Source organism: Pseudomonas sp. LBUM1652 (assembly GCF_059716105.1).
Genome location: NZ_CP166804.1, coordinates 2,107,099 through 2,124,652 on the forward strand (window position 1 = coordinate 2,107,099; position 17,554 = coordinate 2,124,652).

General features: G+C 60.2%; 14 protein-coding genes. 7 read left to right on the top strand and 7 right to left on the bottom strand.

What is annotated here, in order from left to right:
• Nucleotides 1-10: 10 nt before the first annotated feature.
• The 4 genes from pabB to rloA all read right to left on the bottom strand — a co-directional run bounded on the left by pabB (nt 11) and on the right by rloA (nt 4,631).
• Entirely contained in the window at nt 11-1,354 is a 1,344-nt protein-coding gene (pabB, locus tag ACA069_RS09610; protein ID WP_497617214.1) for an aminodeoxychorismate synthase component I, read from the bottom strand.
• Nucleotides 1,355-1,567: 213 nt separating this feature from the next.
• Nucleotides 1,568-2,554, bottom strand: a complete 987-nt coding sequence (locus tag ACA069_RS09615; protein ID WP_095189425.1) for an alpha-L-glutamate ligase-like protein — start codon at nt 2,552-2,554, stop codon at nt 1,568-1,570.
• Nucleotides 2,554-4,089: an osmotic stress tolerance membrane protein RloB gene (gene rloB / locus ACA069_RS09620; protein ID WP_187680644.1), complete on the bottom strand. Its 1,536-nt coding sequence runs from the start codon at nt 4,087-4,089 to the stop codon at nt 2,554-2,556. The genes ACA069_RS09615 and rloB overlap by 1 nt, the downstream gene beginning before the upstream one ends.
• Before the next feature lie 5 nt (nt 4,090-4,094).
• Nucleotides 4,095-4,631 (bottom strand): retropepsin-like aspartic peptidase RloA, encoded by a 537-nt coding sequence (rloA, locus tag ACA069_RS09625; RefSeq protein WP_489878652.1) that lies wholly within the window; start codon nt 4,629-4,631, stop codon nt 4,095-4,097.
• A 292-nt stretch (nt 4,632-4,923) separates the two neighbouring features.
• On the opposite strand from rloA, the gene ACA069_RS09630 reads away from it, so the two are divergent.
• The 6 genes from ACA069_RS09630 (at nt 4,924) to prpD (ending at nt 13,315) form a co-directional block, all read left to right on the top strand.
• Complete coding sequence (locus ACA069_RS09630) at nt 4,924-5,646, top strand: GntR family transcriptional regulator (protein WP_497618214.1); 723 nt, start codon at nt 4,924-4,926, stop codon at nt 5,644-5,646.
• Nucleotides 5,643-6,533 carry a methylisocitrate lyase gene (gene prpB / locus ACA069_RS09635; protein WP_095047757.1) on the top strand — a complete coding sequence of 297 codons (891 nt, stop codon included), beginning with the start codon at nt 5,643-5,645 and terminating at the stop codon, nt 6,531-6,533. The genes ACA069_RS09630 and prpB overlap by 4 nt, the downstream gene beginning before the upstream one ends.
• Before the next feature lie 43 nt (nt 6,534-6,576).
• Entirely contained in the window at nt 6,577-7,704 is a 1,128-nt protein-coding gene (gene prpC / locus ACA069_RS09640; protein WP_187680646.1) for a bifunctional 2-methylcitrate synthase/citrate synthase, read from the top strand.
• 109 nt (nt 7,705-7,813) lie between these two features.
• Entirely contained in the window at nt 7,814-10,408 is a 2,595-nt protein-coding gene (gene acnD, locus ACA069_RS09645; protein WP_489878654.1) for a Fe/S-dependent 2-methylisocitrate dehydratase AcnD, read from the top strand.
• 54 nt (nt 10,409-10,462) lie between these two features.
• On the top strand, nt 10,463-11,653 hold the full coding sequence (prpF, locus tag ACA069_RS09650) for a 2-methylaconitate cis-trans isomerase PrpF (protein ID WP_497617217.1): 1,191 nt from the start codon (nt 10,463-10,465) through the stop codon (nt 11,651-11,653).
• Nucleotides 11,654-11,830: 177 nt separating this feature from the next.
• Entirely contained in the window at nt 11,831-13,315 is a 1,485-nt protein-coding gene (gene prpD, locus ACA069_RS09655; RefSeq protein ID WP_497617219.1) for a 2-methylcitrate dehydratase, read from the top strand.
• A gap of 3 nt (nt 13,316-13,318) precedes the next feature.
• Here the strand turns inward: prpD and ACA069_RS09660 are convergent, their stop codons facing one another.
• Nucleotides 13,319-14,047 carry an alanyl-tRNA editing protein gene (locus ACA069_RS09660; protein WP_497617221.1) on the bottom strand — a complete coding sequence of 243 codons (729 nt, stop codon included), beginning with the start codon at nt 14,045-14,047 and terminating at the stop codon, nt 13,319-13,321.
• Nucleotides 14,048-14,078: 31 nt separating this feature from the next.
• Nucleotides 14,079-14,999 (bottom strand): DMT family transporter, encoded by a 921-nt coding sequence (locus tag ACA069_RS09665; protein ID WP_401271300.1) that lies wholly within the window; start codon nt 14,997-14,999, stop codon nt 14,079-14,081.
• 90 nt (nt 15,000-15,089) lie between these two features.
• Here ACA069_RS09665 and ACA069_RS09670 point away from each other — a divergent pair, with 90 nt between their 5' ends.
• A complete protein-coding gene (locus ACA069_RS09670) occupies nt 15,090-16,499 on the top strand; it encodes an aminotransferase-like domain-containing protein (protein ID WP_497617223.1) in 1,410 nt (469 codons plus the stop codon).
• 96 nt (nt 16,500-16,595) lie between these two features.
• Here the strand turns inward: ACA069_RS09670 and ppsR are convergent, their stop codons facing one another.
• On the bottom strand, nt 16,596-17,414 hold the full coding sequence (ppsR, locus tag ACA069_RS09675; protein WP_008076822.1) for a posphoenolpyruvate synthetase regulatory kinase/phosphorylase PpsR: 819 nt from the start codon (nt 17,412-17,414) through the stop codon (nt 16,596-16,598).
• Nucleotides 17,415-17,554: the final 140 nt, after the last annotated feature.

Sequence of the window (17,554 nt, forward strand, 5' to 3'; positions counted from 1 at the left end):
GGGGGGGCGTTTAGAGGTTTTGCAGGGTTTGAAGGAGGATTTTCACTTTGGTAATCGACTCCTGATACTCAGCCTGCCAGTCCGAATCCGCGACAATCCCGCCGCCACCCCAGCAGCACACCTGCCCATCCTTGACCAACAGACTGCGAATGGCGATGGAGCTGTCCATCTCGCCGCGTACGTCCAGATACAGCAACGATCCGCAATACAACCCCCGCCGGGTCGGCTCCAGCTCATCGATTATCTGCATCGCCCGAATCTTCGGCGCACCGGTGATCGAGCCGCCGGGGAAGCTGCCGGCGATCAGGTCCAGCGCATCGCGATCCTGCGCCAGTTCGCCGGTCACGCTGCTGACCAGGTGATGCACGTTCGGATAGCTTTCCAGGCTGAACAACTCCGGCACCCGCACCGAGCCGATGCGGCAGGTGCGGCCGAGGTCATTGCGCAGCAGGTCGACGATCATCAGGTTTTCCGCGCGATCCTTGGGGCTGGCCAGCAGTTCGGCGGCGTTGGCGGCGTCTTCGGCGGGCGTCAGGCCACGGGGGCGGGTGCCCTTGATCGGGCGGGTTTCGACTTGGCGCTGGCTGACTCTGACGAAACGCTCCGGTGACAGACTCAGCACAGCGCCGCCGTCGGGCAAACTCTGGAAGCCGGAAAATGGCGTCGGGCAGGCTTCGCGCAGTGCGCAATAGGCCTGCCATGGGTCGCCCTGGCATGGCGCGCGGAAACGCTGGGCGAAGTTGACCTGGTAGCAGTCGCCAGCCTGGATGTAATGCTGGATACGTTCGAACGCCTGACGGTAATCGTCGGCCGAGAGATCGGCGGTCATCGGGTTGTTTAACTTGAACGGTGTCAGTGAGCCAGTAATGGGCTGAGCGAACAGTGCGATCAGCCGCTGTTTTTCACTGTCGTCAACCGATGGGTGAAACACCAATTGGCTGGTGCCTGCCTGGTGATCGCTGACCAATGCCCAGTCATACAGCCCGAACCGCGCATCCGGCAATTGCAGATCATCCCGCGCCTGACTCGGCAGACTCTCAAGATGCCGGCCGAAGTCATAACTCAGATAACCGATCAGCCCGCCGGCGAACGGCAGCTCAAAAGCGTCAGGGAGTTGCGCTTCGCCCAAACGGCCCAGATGGTCGCGCAGACGTTGCAGGAAATGGCTGCCGCTTTCGTCCGGCAAGACCGCCAGTTGTTCCAGCGGCCAGGCGCTGAGCAGGTCATAACGGCCACGGTCGGCACTCGGTCGGCCGCTGTCGAGCAGCACGGCACCGGGGGCGTTGCGGATTGCCGCGAAGTAGTCGGCGGGATTGGCACGGTAGGGCAGCGGGTGTACGGAACAGGTCAACATGGGCGGGGCAGATCGGCCGTTGAGGCGGGGTGGGGATTGTAGTCTTCTGCGGGAGTTGCTCCTAGAGGGGATGTCGGGGATTGGCAGATTGGCGACAGGGTTGAGCCTTGGGGTGGCTGGGGAGCCGCTTTCGCGAGCAGGCTCGCTCCCACAGGAGGATGCATTCCAATGTGGGAGTGAGCCTGCTCGCGAAGGCCGCGACTCGGTCGCGGATCAGCCCTCTACCGCAGGAATATGCCCAAACATCTCCTGAGTAAACGCCACCCGCTCTTCAACCGACTCCGTCACCCCACGTGCCTTCAGCTCTTCCAGCCGCGCTTCCACTGCATGAGTGCGCAGCGTTAGCCCGCAGTCATTGGCGATCTGAATATTCAGCCCCGGCCGCGCATTGAGCTCAAGAATCAGCGGGCCCTTTTCCTGATCCAGCACCATGTCGACACCGATGTAACCCAATCCGCACAGTTCATAACAGCCGGCGGCGAGTTTCATGAAACCGTCCCAGTAGGGCAGTTGCACGCCGTCCACCGCGTTGGTGGTGTCCGGGTGTTTGGTGATGATGTTGTTCAGCCAGGTGCCGCGCAGGGTCAGACCGGTGGCCAGGTCGACACCAACACCGATGGCGCCCTGGTGCAGGTTGGCTTTGCCACCGGACTGGCGGGTCGGCAGGCGTAACATCGCCATCACCGGGTAGCCCATCAGCACGATGATGCGGATGTCCGGCACGCCTTCGTAGCTGATGCTTTTGAAGATCTGATCCGGGGTCACGCGGTATTCGATCAGTGCGCGATCGCGGTGGCCGCCCAGCGAATACAGGCCGGTGAGGATGCTGGAGATGTGATGTTCCAGCTCCTCGTGGGCAAGGATCTTGCCCGACACCGTGCGGTAGCGTCCCTCGAACCGGTCGGCAATCACGATGATGCCGTCACCGCCGGCGCCCTGGGCCGGTTTGATCACGAAGTCGCTGCGCCCGCCGATGATCTCGCCGAGCTTGTCGATTTCCTTCTCGGTGGAGATCACGCCATACAGTTCCGGCACATGAATGCCGGCCGCGATGGCGCGTTCCTTGGTGATGATCTTGTCATCGACGATCGGGTACAGGCTGCGCTTGTTGTACTTGAGCACATAGTCGGCGTTACGCCGATTGATGCCCATGATGCCCCGGGCTTCCAGGGCCTTCCAGGTTTTCCAGAAACCGAACATCAGTGATCAGCCTTGTTCAGGAACGCCTTGAAACGCACCAGTTCGGTCAGGCGGTAACCGCGATAGCGACCCATTGCCAGCATGAAACCCACCAGAATCAGCAGGATCGCCGGGAAGGTGAACACGAAGTAGACCAGTTCCGGCACGGTCATGATCAGGTGCGCCAGGGACGCGGCGAACAGCGTACCGATGGCGACTTTCATCGCATGGCTGGCACCGCGCTCTTCCCAGGTGATCGACAGGCGTTCGATGGTCATGGTCAGAATCACCATCGGGAACAGTGCCACCGACAGACCGCGCTCCAGGCCGAGCTTATGGCTGAACAGGCTGATCGCGGCAATCAGCACCACGACAAAGGTCAGTACCACCGAGAGTCGCGGCAGCATTTGCAGCTTCAGGTGTTCCAGGTACGAACGTAATGACAGGCCCAGCGCCGTGATCACGGTGAACAGCAGGATGCCGAAGCCCAACTGCGTTTCACGGAAGGCGAGGGCGATCAACACCGGGGTAAACGTGCCGAGGGTCTGCAGGCCGATCAGGTTGCGCAGGATCAGGATCACCAGCACGCCGATCGGGATCATCACCATGATCATGAACGTTTGCTGGGTCTGCAGCGGCAGGCCGTACAGCGAGTATTCAAGGAAGTTGGCGTCGGTGTTTTCGTCGGTCAGCTTGGCCAGACGAATCGCGTTCATCTCGCTGTTGTTCAGGCTGAAGGTCACGTTGGCCTTCTTGCCGCCGTCGACGGTGATCAGGTTCTCATCACCAGTCCACCACAGCAGGCGGTCAGTCGGCAGGCCCTGTTCGCCGGTTTCCGGGTTGAAGTACAGCCAGTCATTGCCGTTGAAGCTGCGCAGCCACAGTTCAGGGGTTTGTGGCTGGTCCGCGACGAGGCGGATGGTGTGGACTTTTTCCACCGGCACGTGGGCGATGGACAGCAGCAATTCGACGATTTTGGCTTTGTGCGGCGTCGATGTATCGCCGGCCAGCAGCAGTTTCACGTTGTCGTCGTTGACGTTGTTGACCCGTTTGATCGCCTCGCCGATGAAGGTTTCGACGTCGGCCGAGTGTTGGCGGATCGGTGCGAGCAGGGCTTCGGCAGCGATTTTTTCCGGGCCTTCGATAACCATGCTGTCGCGGAAAGTCGGGCCTTTGATCTTGGTTTTTTCTGCGGTGTAACGCTTGGTCAGCACCAGACGGTAATACAGGGTCTGGTTGCCCTTGGCCCGGCGTGCCGACCACGTCACCTTACGGTTGCCGTCGACGCGGTTCACAGCCACACCGTAGTTATTGGAGATGAAGCTCTCGTTGAGGCTGACGTAATCGCGGCTCAGCGGCGGCACGAACATCTGGATCTTTACCGGATCCTTGGTGCTGGCGACGAACTCGACTTTGGCGTCGATGTTCCACAAATCGTCGGTGGCGTCTTCGGTCACGGGGATGCCGAGCACGAAAATCTGATAGGCCGTAACCGAAACGCCCAGCAGCACCAGAATGGTGATCAGGATTTTCAGGTGGAAGGTTAGAGAACGCATGAAAATTACTCGGCGGTATGAGCGGCGATGGTGCAGGCGGGTTTGCCGGCAGCGTATTTAAGACTGGGGTCGACCAGCGCGTCGAAGCGTTTCAGCGCTTCGGAGCCGATCAAAAGCGGATATTGGAACGCACTTCGGTCGGTCAGGTTCACTTCGATGCTGCGCATCGCTGTGCCCATGCAGATATCCAGCTCGATCACCGGGCGGGCGGTGTACTTCTTGCCTTCTTCCGGATCGTAGTCGCCGGCGCGGCGCTTGATCTTGCTGACCCGTGCCAGCGGTCGCTCGATCGGGTGCGAATGCGCAGCGTCGATAGCCAGATAGAAGCGCACCCAGGACTCGCCGTTGCGTTTGAAACGTTTGATGTCGCGGGCACTCAGCGAGGCGGTTTTCGCGCCGGTGTCGAGTTTGGCCGCAACTTCCAGATTGATGCCATCAAGGGCGGCGTATTCGTTGAGGCCGTACACGGTCTTTTCCCCCGCGGCGGCGAGGCCGGGCAGGCAGAACAGAGCGAAAAATGTGGGGAAAGGCTTGAGTCTCATAAATCCTGGTGCGCAGCGTTCCGTTTTCGGTTCAGGTCCCTGGCAAAAACTTGCGCAAGGCCCTTCGTGTGCCTATCAGCTTTTTATGACAAGCCGTACAAATGGCCAGCAAATGCGGGCGGCATTCTAGCACGGTGGTTTTATGGCGCCAGCGCCCGAGCCGGTCTATAACCCTTGGGGTTGTTGAAGAGGGTTATTAGACGATTGTCGACAATGTCTATTTATCCTTTGACTGATGCGGGCGAATTGGCTAGTTTTTGCCGCATTGGATTTAAAGGTGTCGACAATCATGCTGGGTCAACTCGATCCCCCGGTCATCAGCGGCGACGATTCCGAGACGCTTTCGGAAAACGTCTTTCGGCGCATTCAGGCGGCCATCGTCAAAGGCGAGATCGCCCCGGGCAGCAAGATCTCCGAACCGGAACTGGCGCGTACCTATGGCATCAGCCGCGGGCCGCTGCGTGAGGCGATTCATCGTCTGGAAGGTCAGCGCCTGCTGGTACGCGTACCGCACGTCGGCGCGCGGGTGGTGTCGCTGAGCCACGCCGAATTGCTCGAACTCTACGAAATCCGCGAATCCCTCGAAGGCATGGCCTGTCGTCTGGCGGCTGAGCGCATGAGCGTCGAAGAAATCGACGAACTGCGTCGGGTGCTGGAAACCCACGAGCGCGACGCGGCGTTTCAGGCTGGCGTCGGTTACTACCAGCAGGAAGGCGATTTCGACTTCCATTACCGGATCATTCAGGGCAGCGGCAACCGCACCCTGACCCAGATGCTTTGCGGCGAGCTCTATCAACTGGTGCGCATGTACCGCATCCAGTTTTCCACCACGCCGAACCGCCCACGCCAGGCCTTCGCCGAACACCACCGGATTCTCGATGCCATCGCCGACCGTGACGGCGAACTCGCGGAATTGTTGATGCGCCGTCACATCGGCGCCTCGAAACGCAACATCGCCCGTCATTACCAGGACGGCACCCACAATAAGACAGCCACTGAACGAGGTGAGTCATGAGTTCCAACCTGAACACTCCAGGCCAGCGTTTTCGCGATGCGGTCGCCAGCGAACACCCATTGCAGGTGGTCGGCGCGATCAACGCCAATCACGCGCTGCTGGCCAAGCGTGCCGGTTTCAAGGCGATCTACCTGTCCGGTGGCGGGGTGGCCGCAGGCTCGCTCGGCGTGCCGGACCTGGGCATCACCGGCCTGGATGACGTACTGACCGACGTGCGTCGCATCACCGACGTCTGCGACCTGCCGCTGCTGGTGGACGTGGACACCGGTTTCGGTTCTTCGGCGTTCAACGTGGCGCGTACCGTCAAGTCGATGATCAAGTTTGGCGCGGCGGCGATTCACATCGAGGATCAGGTCGGCGCCAAGCGCTGCGGTCATCGCCCGAACAAAGAGATCGTCAGCCAGCAGGAAATGGTCGACCGCATCAAGGCAGCCGTCGATGCGCGCACCGACGACAGCTTCGTGATCATGGCCCGCACCGATGCGCTGGCGGTTGAAGGTCTGGAGTCGGCACTGGATCGCGCCGCCGCGTGCATCGAGGCGGGTGCCGACATGATCTTCCCGGAAGCCATCACTGAACTGGAGATGTACAAGCTGTTCGCCAACCGCGTAAAGGCGCCGATTCTGGCCAACATCACCGAGTTTGGCGCGACGCCGCTTTACACCACCGAGCAACTGGCCGGCGCCGACGTGTCGCTGGTGCTTTATCCATTGTCGGCGTTCCGCGCGATGAACAAGGCTGCGGAAAACGTCTACACCGCGATCCGCCGCGACGGCACGCAACAGAATGTCATCGACACCATGCAGACTCGCATGGAGCTCTACGATCGCATCGACTACCACACCTTCGAGCAGAAGCTCGACGCGTTGTTTGCGGCAAAAAAATAAGCCGCAGCCGTACTCCCTAACAAATTCAAGATTGGAGAAAACGATGGCCGAAGCAAAAGTACTCAGTGGCGCCGGGCTCCGTGGCCAGGTTGCCGGGCAAACCGCACTGTCCACCGTAGGCCAGGCCGGTGCCGGGCTGACCTATCGCGGCTACGACGTGCGTGAACTGGCAGCAGACGCACAATTCGAAGAAGTGGCGTATCTGCTGCTCTACGGCGAGCTGCCGACCCGAGCGCAACTCGACGCCTATCAGGGCAAGCTGAGCAAGCTGCGCGACCTGCCGCAGGCGCTGAAGGAAGTGCTCGAACGCATCCCTGCCGATGCCCACCCGATGGACGTGATGCGCACCGGTTGCTCGTTTCTGGGCAACATCGAGCCGGAGAAAGACTTCTCCGAACAGCGCGACAAGACCGACCGTCTGCTGGCCGCGTTCCCGGCGATCATGTGTTACTGGTATCGCTTCAGCCACGACGGCAAGCGCATCAACTGCGTCAGCGATGAACCGACCATCGGCGGGCATTTCCTGCACTTGCTGCACGACAAGAAGCCGAGCGAACTGCACGTCAAAGTCATGAACGTGTCGCTGATCCTCTACGCCGAACACGAATTCAACGCCTCGACGTTCACCGCGCGGGTTTGTGCCTCGACCCTGTCCGATCTGTATTCCTGCGTCACGGCGGCCATCGGTTCGCTGCGCGGCCCGCTGCATGGCGGCGCCAACGAGGCGGCGATGGAAATGATCGAACGCTTTTCGTCGCCGGAAGAGGCGATCAAGGGCACCCTCGGCATGCTTGAGCGCAAAGACAAGATCATGGGCTTTGGCCACGCGATCTATAAGGACAACGATCCGCGCAACGAGGTGATCAAGGGCTGGTCGAAAAAACTCGCGGACGAAGTGGGCGACAAGGTGTTGTTCCCCGTCTCCGAAGCCATCGACAAGACCATGTGGGAGCAGAAAAAACTGTTCCCCAACGCCGACTTCTACCATGCCTCGGCGTATCACTTCATGGGCATCCCGACCAAGTTGTTCACGCCGATCTTCGTCTGCTCGCGCCTGACTGGCTGGGCCGCGCATGTGTTCGAACAGCGTGCCAACAACCGCATCATCCGTCCGAGCGCCGAGTACACCGGCGTCGAACAGCGCAAGTTCGTGCCAATCGAACGCCGCTGAATGGTGGTGCCCGGAGCCCGAGAACACCGCTAGACCCTGTGGGAGCGGTGTGTAACTCAGGTCCGTGCTGGCCACCCTTTGAAACTACCGTGACCCGAGTCCTGACCCGATGAACACAGAATTCCGCAAAAACCTGCCCGGCAGCCCTCTGGATTACTACGACACCCGCGCGGCGGTCGATGCGATTCAGCCCGGCAGCTACGACACCCTGCCGTACACCTCACGCGTGCTGGCGGAAAACCTCGTGCGGCGCTGCGATCCGGCCACGCTGACCGATTCCCTGAAACAGCTGATCGAGCGCAAACGCGACCTCGACTTCCCGTGGTTCCCGGCCCGTGTGGTGTGCCACGACATTCTGGGCCAGACCGCACTGGTCGATCTGGCGGGCCTGCGTGACGCGATTGCGTTGCAGGGTGGCGACCCGGCGCAGGTCAACCCGGTGGTGCCGACACAATTGATCGTCGACCACTCGCTGGCCGTCGAGGCGGGCGGTTTCGATGCCCAGGCGTTCGAGAAAAACCGCGCCATCGAAGACCGTCGCAACGAAGACCGTTTCCACTTCATCAACTGGACCAAAAAGGCCTTCAAGAACGTCGACGTGATCCCGCCGGGCAACGGCATCATGCACCAGATCAACCTGGAGAAAATGTCTCCGGTGATCCAGGTGCGTGACGGCGTGGCGTTCCCCGACACCTGCGTCGGCACTGACAGCCACACTCCGCATGTCGATGCGCTGGGCGTGATCGCCATTGGCGTCGGCGGCCTCGAAGCCGAGAGCGTGATGCTCGGCCGCGCCTCGTGGATGCGCTTGCCGGAAAGCGTCGGCGTCGAGTTGACCGGCAAGTTGCAACCAGGTATCACCGCCACCGACATGGTGCTGGCGCTGACCGAATACCTGCGCAAACAGAAAGTCGTCGGCGCCTGGCTGGAGTTCTTCGGCGAAGGCGCCTCCGCGCTGACCCTCGGCGACCGCGCGACCATTTCCAACATGGCCCCGGAATACGGTGCTACTGCCGCGATGTTCTACATCGATCAGCAGACCATCGATTATCTGAAACTCACTGGCCGCGAAGACCAGCAAGTTCAACTGGTCGAGCACTATGCCAAGACCACCGGCCTGTGGGCTGACAGCTTGAAAGGCGCGCAATACGAGCGCGGTCTGACCTTCGATCTGTCGACGGTCGTGCGCAACATGGCCGGCCCGAGCAACCCGCACGCTCGCGTCGCCACCAGCGATCTGGCCGCCAAAGGCATCTCCGGCCAGTGGGATGAAGTGCCGGGGCAAATGCCCGACGGCGCCGTGATCATCGCCGCCATCACCAGTTGCACCAACACCAGCAACCCGCGCAACGTGATCGCCGCCGGCCTGATCGCGCGCAATGCCAACAAGCTTGGCCTGACCCGCAAACCGTGGGTGAAATCGTCGCTGGCGCCGGGTTCGAAAACCGTGGCGCTGTACCTCGACGAAGCCGGGTTGACCACGGAACTGGAACAGCTTGGTTTCGGCGTCGTCGCGTTCGCTTGCACCACCTGCAACGGCATGTCCGGCGCGCTGGACCCGGTGATCCAGCAGGAAATCATCGACCGCGATCTGTACGCCACGGCCGTACTCTCCGGTAACCGCAACTTCGACGGCCGGATTCACCCGTACGCCAAGCAAGCGTTTCTTGCCTCGCCGCCGCTGGTGGTCGCGTATGCGATTGCCGGCACCATCCGTTTCGACATCGAGAAAGACGTGCTGGGCGTGGTCGATGGCAAGGAAATCCGCTTGAAAGACATCTGGCCGAGCGATGAAGAAATCGACGCGGTGGTGAAGTCTTCGGTCAAACCTGAGCAGTTCCGCCAAGTCTATATCCCGATGTTCGCCGTCCACGAGGACACCGGCCCGAAAGTCACGCCGCTGTACGACTGGCGCGAGATGAGCACCTACATTCGCCGTCCGCCTTACTGGGAAGGCGCGTTGGCCGGCGCTCGGCCGCTCAAGGGCATGCGCCCGCTGGCGGTGCTGCCGGACAACATCACCACCGATCACCTGTCGCCCTCCAACGCGATCATGCTCGACAGCGCCGCCGGCGAATACCTGGCGAAAATGGGCCTGCCGGAAGAGGACTTCAACTCTTACGCAACGCACCGTGGCGACCACTTGACCGCGCAGCGCGCGACCTTTGCCAACCCGAAACTGTTCAACGAAATGGTGGTGGAAAACGGCAAGGTCAAACAGGGCTCGCTGGCGCGTGTCGAGCCGGAAGGTAAAGTGATGCGCATGTGGGAAGCCATCGAAACCTACATGGAACGCAAGCAGCCGCTGATCATCATTGCTGGCGCCGACTACGGTCAGGGTTCGTCCCGCGACTGGGCGGCCAAAGGCGTGCGTCTGGCCGGTGTCGAAGCGATTGCCGCTGAAGGTTTCGAGCGTATTCACCGCACCAACCTGGTGGGCATGGGCGTGTTGCCGCTGGAGTTCAAGCCCGGCACCGACCGTCACACCCTGGCCATCGATGGCAGTGAAACCTATGACGTGATCGGCGACCGCAAGCCGCGCGCCGATCTGACGCTGGTCATCCATCGCAAGAACGGCGAGCGTGTTGAGGTGCCGGTGACTTGCCGTCTCGATACCGCTGAAGAAGTGTCGATCTACGAGGCCGGCGGCGTGTTGCAGCGTTTCGCCCAGGACTTCCTCGAAGAGTCGGCGGTTGCCGTTTAAATCACGTTTTGTGCTCGCGGGCTTCAACGCCCGCGTTGACGATGAAGGAGCACCATGGCTCACGCACCTCAAATTAAGATCCCCGCCACCTACATGCGTGGCGGCACCAGCAAAGGCGTGTTTTTCAGCCTCAAGGATCTGCCCGAAGCCGCGCAGATTCCTGGCCCGGCGCGCGATGCCTTGCTGCTGCGGGTGATCGGCAGTCCCGACCCCTACGACAAGCAGATCGACGGCATGGGCGGCGCCACCTCGAGCACCAGCAAAACCGTGATCCTGTCGAAAAGCATCAAGTCCGATCACGACGTCGATTATCTGTTCGGCCAGGTTTCCATCGACAAACCGTTCGTGGACTGGAGCGGCAACTGCGGCAACCTGTCGGCAGCGGTCGGTTCGTTCGCCATCAGCAACGGGCTGGTCGACGCCAGCCGCATTCCGCACAACGGTGTCGCGGTGGTGCGTGTATGGCAGGCCAACATCGGTAAAACCATCATTGCCCACGTGCCGATCACCAACGGTGAAGTGCAGGAGACCGGTGATTTCGAACTCGACGGCGTGACCTTTCCCGCCGCCGAAGTGCAGGTCGAGTTCATGGACCCGGCGGCGGAAGAAGAGGGCGGCGGTGGGTCGATGTTTCCCACCGGCAATCTGATCGATGAGCTGGAAGTGCCGGGTGTCGGCACGTTCAAGGCAACCATGATCAATGCCGGGATTCCGACGATCTTCGTCAACGCCCAAGACATCGGCTACACCGGCACCGAGCTGCAAAGCGCAATCAACAGCGACCCGAAAGCCTTGCAGATGTTTGAAACCATCCGTGCCTACGGTGCTTTGCGCATGGGGCTGATCGCCAATCTGGATGAAGCCGCCAAGCGCCAACACACACCGAAAGTCGCCTTCGTGGCCAAGCCTGCGGATTACGTGGCGTCCAGCGGTAAGGCGATTGCCGCCGGTGACGTTGATTTGCTGGTACGCGCCTTGTCGATGGGCAAGTTGCACCACGCAATGATGGGCACTGCAGCGGTGGCGATCGGCACGGCGGCGGCGATTTCCGGGACGCTGGTGAACCTCGCGGCGGGCGGTATTGAACGTAATGCCGTGCGCTTCGGGCATCCGTCCGGGACCTTGCGGGTGGGTGCTGAGGCCAGTCTGGAAAACGGTGAGTGGGTGGTGAAGAAAGCGGTCATGAGCCGCAGTGCGCGGGTACTCATGGAAGGCTATGTTCGCGTCCCCGGGGATTCTTTCTAACCCTACCTCGCCACTGTAGGAGCTGCCGAAGGCTGCGATCTTTTGATCTTGATTTAAAAAACAAAGTCAAAAGATCGCAGCCTCCGGCAGCTCCTACATGAGTTCGTATTTCAATAATAAAAATCCATCGCCTGAACCGAGGTCCCATCAACGAACCACTTCAAGAGTGAATCGAACATGAGCGCCAACGTCGACCTGAACAACCGCCCCGACTATGACCCTGCCCTGCAGGACATCGCTGATTACGTCCTTACTTTCAAAATCGAATCCACCGAAGCTCTGAACACTGCCCGCAATTGCCTGATGGACACCTTGGGCTGTGGCCTGCTGGCCCTGCGTTTTCCCGAATGCACCAAACACCTCGGGCCTATCGTCGAAGGCACCGTCGTGCCGTTTGGCGCGCGGGTCCCAGGCACCAGTTATCGTCTCGACCCGGTCAAAGCCGCATGGGATATCGGCTGCATCGTCCGTTGGCTCGACTACAACGACACCTGGCTCGCCGCCGAATGGGGGCACCCGTCGGACAATCTCGGCGGAATCCTCGCCGTCGCCGATCACCTGTCGCAAAAACGTCTGGCCAACGGTGAAGCGCCGCTGACGATTCGCCATGTGCTTGAAGCGATGATCATGGCCCACGAGATTCAGGGCGTCATCGCCCTGGAAAACTCCTTCAATCGCGTAGGACTCGATCACGTCATTCTGGTGAAAGTCGCCTCGACCGCCGTTACCGCCAAACTCATGGGCGCCAATCGCGAGCAACTGTTGTCGGCGCTCTCTCATGCCTTCGCTGATGGTCAGGCGTTGCGCACTTATCGTCATGCGCCGAATGCCGGTTCGCGAAAGTCCTGGGCGGCGGGGGATGCCTCAAGCCGAGGCGTGAGACTGGCCGACATCGCCATGCGCGGCGAGATGGGCATTCCGGGTGTTTTGAGTGCGAAACAGTGGGGCTTTTACGACGTGCTGTTCAGCCACACCAACAACGATCTGGCGCTGAAAACCGAAGACAAACGTACCTTCAGCTTCTCGCGCCCTTTCGGCAGTTACGTAATGGAGAACGTGCTGTTCAAGATCAGCTTCCCCGCCGAATTCCACGCACAAACGGCCTGCGAAGCCGCCGTCACGTTGCATCCACACGTGCGCAATCGCCTGCATGAAATCGACAAAATCGTCATCACCACCCACCAATCGGCGATCCGCATCATTTCCAAGGTCGGGCCGCTGGCCAACGCCGCTGACCGCGATCACTGCATCCAATACATGACCGCCGTACCACTGGCCTTCGGCAATCTGGTGGCCGAGCAATACGAAGATGACTTCCACAAGGCCCATCCGATCATCGATGTGCTGCGCGAAAAAATGGTCATCGTCGAAGAGCCGCGCTTCACCCGCGAATACCTGGAAGCCGACAAGCGCTCGATTGCCAACGCCGTGCAGGTGTTTTTCAAGGACGGCTCCAGTACCGACAACGTGGTGGTGGAGTACCCGATCGGCCATCGCCGCCGCCGTGCCGAGGGCATTCCGTTGCTCGAAGACAAGTTCAAGACGAACCTGGCCACCCGTTTCACCGGCCAGCGCAGCGGCGAGATTTTTGCCTTGTGCAAGGATCAGGCGCGGCTTGAGGCGACCCCGGTGAACCGCTTTGTCGACCTGTTCGTGATCTAAGGCTCATTCAAACCGCAAAATCACCCGGCGGTTGGTCCTGCTCTTTTTCTCGATTTTTTCACAGAACACTCGGCCGATTTCTCGAGTGTTTTGCACGTGGGTGCCGCCACAGGGCTGGATGTCGATGCCGATCACTTCAACCATCCGCAGCTCACCCTGAATCGCTGGTGCTTTAACCGTTGGGCTGCCGGTTTTTTCCAGCAGGGCGGAGTGTTCCGAGGCCGGCATCGACAGAGTGGTGACTGGAATGGCCTGCTCGATCAGCGCGTTGAGTTCGCGGGTGAGGCTGTCTTTGTCGAGGGTCATTTCTGGCAGATCGAAATCCAGGCGTCCCTTGTCTGCGCTGATACTGCACCCGGTGACCGGCGCATTAATGATCGAACCCAACAGGTGCAGGCAGGTGTGCATCTTCATGTGTTGATAACGACGCGCCCAGTCGAGGCTGGCATTGAGCAGTGTGCCGACACACAACTGCGGCGGGCACTGCGCCACGTTGTGCCAGATGATCGATGGCAGCAAGGGATCGCGCAGCGTTGCCGTCACGTCGATTCGTGTGCCATCCGGCAGGCTGAAGTGCCCTGTGTCTCCCGGTTGCCCGCCACCGGTGGGATAGAACAGCGTGTGTTCGAGGACGACGGCCTGATCAACCACCGCTATTACCCGAGCACTGAAATCGCGCTGGTAAGGGGCATTGTTAAACAGGCTAAGGGTTTCCATGGTGTGTACCGACATTTGAACCTCCGATGTTCAATGCGTGATTTTTTCAGCGTTTGGCAGGCAACTTGGTGATCGCAAAACCGGCGAGCAGGATTGCCGAATAGAGCATCAGGTCCCGAGAAATTTCCGTGCCTTCGTACCAGGCGCCGATGATCACGGCGAACACCGGAAAGATGATGAACACGAATGACAGAAGCACCGGGCTCAGGCGTTTGAGCAGGACGAAATAAACGATGAAGCCCCCGACCGACGCCACCAGTCCGAGGTAGAGCAGGGCGCCCCACGAGCGTGGGGTGATGGTGGCGAACGTCGGACTTTCCAGCGAAAGGCCAGCGACCAGCAGCATCAAACCGGCGATGCCGATGGGCAGGGTGTTGTAGGTGATCACGCTGATCGCGCTGCCGTGCTTTTTGGTCACCACGTAGCACAGCGCATGCAGGAGCGCCGCGCCGAGAATCGCCAGGACACCGAGCCATTCCGCCTGATCCAGATGCAAGCCCTGACTGCGGATAATCATGAACAGGCTGCCGAAACCAATAGCGATGCCGAGCATTTGCGCCGGGTGGATTTTCTCCCGCAGAAACAGCGCAGAAAAAATCAGGATGAACACCGGCATGCAACTGAACAGCAGCGCGGTCAGGCCGGACGATACGTGCATTTCGCCATAGTTGAGCAGGTAGTAGGGCAGGCTGAAATACGACAGCGTGACGAACACAAAGAACCAGCGACTCTGCCGGGGGAACAGCAATGGTTCCTTGCGTAATGCGGCGAAGCCCAAAAACAGCGGAAAGGCAATCAGAAAGCGCAGCCCGGCCGCCGTCAGGGGCGGCACGCTTTCCACGGCAATCTTGATCCCCAGCCACGTAGTGCCCCAACTCAGGCAGACAATCAGAAACAACACGCTGGTGACCAACCCGGCGAGCCAGGGTTTGCTGGTGTTCAATGGCGTGCTGAGGGCAATGGACATGCGGTGTGCTCCGAACGGCAGAATTGACCTGGTTACTGAAAAGGTCTATCCCTGATTGAACCTGTTTTCAGTACGCTATTCGGGGCAAGAATGACTGTCAAAGTAAGTATTGCCATGGTGTCAATCCTCCGTGATGGCCTCGCCCATGGCGTCGGCGTGAAGTACAAGCGCCTCGCGGATGCGGTCGAGAAGGCCATTAGTGCAGGCGTGATTAAGGCGGGTTGCAAGTTGCCGCCCCACCGGCTATTGGCTGACAGCCTGGGCGTCACCATCGGCACCATCAGCCGTGCTTATGGCGAACTGGAGCGTGTGGGATTGGTCGTGGCCCGTGTAGGAGACGGCACTTACGTGCGTCAGCGCGGAATGGAACGGCCGCAGGACAAGGGCTTTCGCAATGTCAGCGATGAGCCGCCAGCCTGCTTCGACATGAGTAGGAATCAGCCGATTCCCGGGCAGGAAGCGGCGTTCATGAGCCAGACCCTACAGACTCTGGCCGTTGATTCGCACCGCTTGCAGCGGTTGACGGGGTACACCGCCGAAGGTGGCCTGCCACGGCATCGGGCGGCAGGTGCCGAGTGGCTGCGTCACGGGGACTTTGTCCCGCACGCCGATCAGGTGCTGTGCGTCAACGGTGGCCAGCATGGTCTGTTGTGCGCGTTGATGGGGTTGCTCAAGGCGGGTGATACGGTGGTCACCGAGCATTTGTCCTACCCCGGATTGATCAGCGTCGCACGCCAGCTCGGGATAAAACTGGTGGGTGCCGCGATGGATGACGAAGGACTGTTGCCTTCGGCGCTGGAGGATATTTGTCGTCAGCACCGGGTATCCGCGCTGTATTGCACGCCGACGATCCAGAATCCTACGGCTGCGGTCATGTCTGTCTCACGACGCCAGGCGATTGCAGAGGTGTGTCGCCAGCACAATCTGCTGATCCTCGAAGACGAAGCCCACGCAGTTCTGGATCGCCAGCGGCCGTTGCCACTGAGTTATTTCGCCCCGGAGCGCTCTGTGTTGATCGGCAGTCTGAGCAAGGCTGTCTCGGCGGGGTTGCGGGTCGGCTATCTACATGCGCCGCAAGCGTTGCTCGGGCGTATCAGTTCAGCCATTCGCGGCACCTGCTGGATGGCCAATCCACTGGCGATGGAAGTGGCGAGCCTGTGGATCGAAAACGGCATGGCCCAGCGTTTGCTGGATGAGCAGATCAGTGAGATTGGTCGGCGCAAGGCATGGGTGGCGGGGGCGCTGGAGGGGCTGAGCTACAAGACACATATCCACAGTCCGCATTTCTGGCTGCAAGTGCCTGAGCTGTGGCGCGCCTCGCAGATTGCCGCGGAGCTGAAGGAGAACAACTATCTGGTGGCGACTGCCGAGGCGTTCGCGGTCGGGCATGCGGCGGTGCCGCAGTTCATTCGGGTGAGTGTGTGTAATTCGGTGGGGGATGACGGGTTGTTGCTCGGCGGGTTTGAAGCTTTGGCCAGGGCATTAACAGAGACCGCGTAATCGTTGATCGCGAGCCAGCTCACTCCTACAAGGGAATGCATTTCAGATTGTAGGAGTGAGCCTGCTCGCGATGGCGGTGTTGCAGACACCGCAAAACTACTTGAACCGCCGCTCCACGCCTTTCTCCACCAGAATCTTCGCCGAGATCTCTTCCACCGAAAAATGCGTGGAGTTGATGTTCGGGATGTTCTCGCGGCGGAACAGGTTTTCCACTTCGCGCACTTCGAATTCGCACTGGGCGTAGCTCGAGTAGCGGCTGTTGGGCTTGCGCTCGTTGCGGATAGCGGTGAGGCGGTCCGGGTCGATGGTCAGGCCGAACAGCTTGTGCTGGTGCGCGCGCAGGGCCGCTGGCAGGGTCAGGCGCTCCATGTCGTCTTCGGTCAGCGGGTAGTTGGCCGCGCGGATGCCGAATTGCATGGCCATGTACAGGCACGTCGGCGTCTTACCACATCGCGACACGCCCACTAGTATCAGATCGGCCTTGTCGTAATAGTGGGTGCGGGCGCCGTCGTCGTTGTCGAGGGCGAAGTTCACCGCCTCGATCCGCTCCATGTAGTTGGAGTTATGGCCGATCGAATGGGACTTGCCGACGGTGTAGGAAGAATGCTCGGTCAGTTCCTGTTCGAGAGGCGCCAGGAAGGTCGAGAAAATGTCGATCATGAAACCATTGGAGGTCGCGAGAATCTCACGAATGTCCTGATTGACGATGGTGTCGAAGATGATCGGGCGAAAGCCGTCGGTTTCGGCGGCTTTGTTGATTTGTTGTACCATGGCCCGGGCTTTTTCCACGCTGTCGATGTACGGGCGCGTGAATTTGCTGAAGGTAATGTTTTCGAACTGCGCCAAGAGGCTTTGACCCAGGGTTTCGGCGGTGATGCCGGTGCCATCGGAGATAAAGAAAGCAGATCGTTTCATTTGCACCTTGGGCCTTAAGCTAGTCATCAATCTTGGATATGATAGGCGCGATTTGCCGGCCGCCAGTGGCCCGCATTCTCACTTATTTTCCAGGTCCAGGCCATACAACCGGCCAATGCTCCCCCGAGCTGCCGGTTTCT

Bases quoted from the DNA above. Each gene is read 5' to 3' on its own strand.
- ACA069_RS09670 (WP_497617223.1), top strand. From the start codon at position 15,090: ATGACTGTCAAAGTAAGTATTGCCATGGTGTCAATCCTCCGTGATGGC.
- prpF (WP_497617217.1), top strand. From the start codon at position 10,463: ATGGCTCACGCACCTCAAATTAAGATCCCCGCCACCTACATGCGTGGC.
- ACA069_RS09660 (WP_497617221.1), bottom strand. From the start codon at position 14,047: ATGTCGGTACACACCATGGAAACCCTTAGCCTGTTTAACAATGCCCCT.
- pabB (WP_497617214.1), bottom strand. From the start codon at position 1,354: ATGTTGACCTGTTCCGTACACCCGCTGCCCTACCGTGCCAATCCCGCC.
- ACA069_RS09665 (WP_401271300.1), bottom strand. From the start codon at position 14,999: ATGTCCATTGCCCTCAGCACGCCATTGAACACCAGCAAACCCTGGCTC.
- rloA (WP_489878652.1), bottom strand. From the start codon at position 4,631: ATGAGACTCAAGCCTTTCCCCACATTTTTCGCTCTGTTCTGCCTGCCC.
- prpD (WP_497617219.1), top strand. From the start codon at position 11,831: ATGAGCGCCAACGTCGACCTGAACAACCGCCCCGACTATGACCCTGCC.
- prpC (WP_187680646.1), top strand. From the start codon at position 6,577: ATGGCCGAAGCAAAAGTACTCAGTGGCGCCGGGCTCCGTGGCCAGGTT.
- rloB (WP_187680644.1), bottom strand. From the start codon at position 4,089: ATGCGTTCTCTAACCTTCCACCTGAAAATCCTGATCACCATTCTGGTG.
- acnD (WP_489878654.1), top strand. From the start codon at position 7,814: ATGAACACAGAATTCCGCAAAAACCTGCCCGGCAGCCCTCTGGATTAC.
- prpB (WP_095047757.1), top strand. From the start codon at position 5,643: ATGAGTTCCAACCTGAACACTCCAGGCCAGCGTTTTCGCGATGCGGTC.
- ppsR (WP_008076822.1), bottom strand. From the start codon at position 17,414: ATGAAACGATCTGCTTTCTTTATCTCCGATGGCACCGGCATCACCGCC.
- ACA069_RS09615 (WP_095189425.1), bottom strand. From the start codon at position 2,554: ATGTTCGGTTTCTGGAAAACCTGGAAGGCCCTGGAAGCCCGGGGCATC.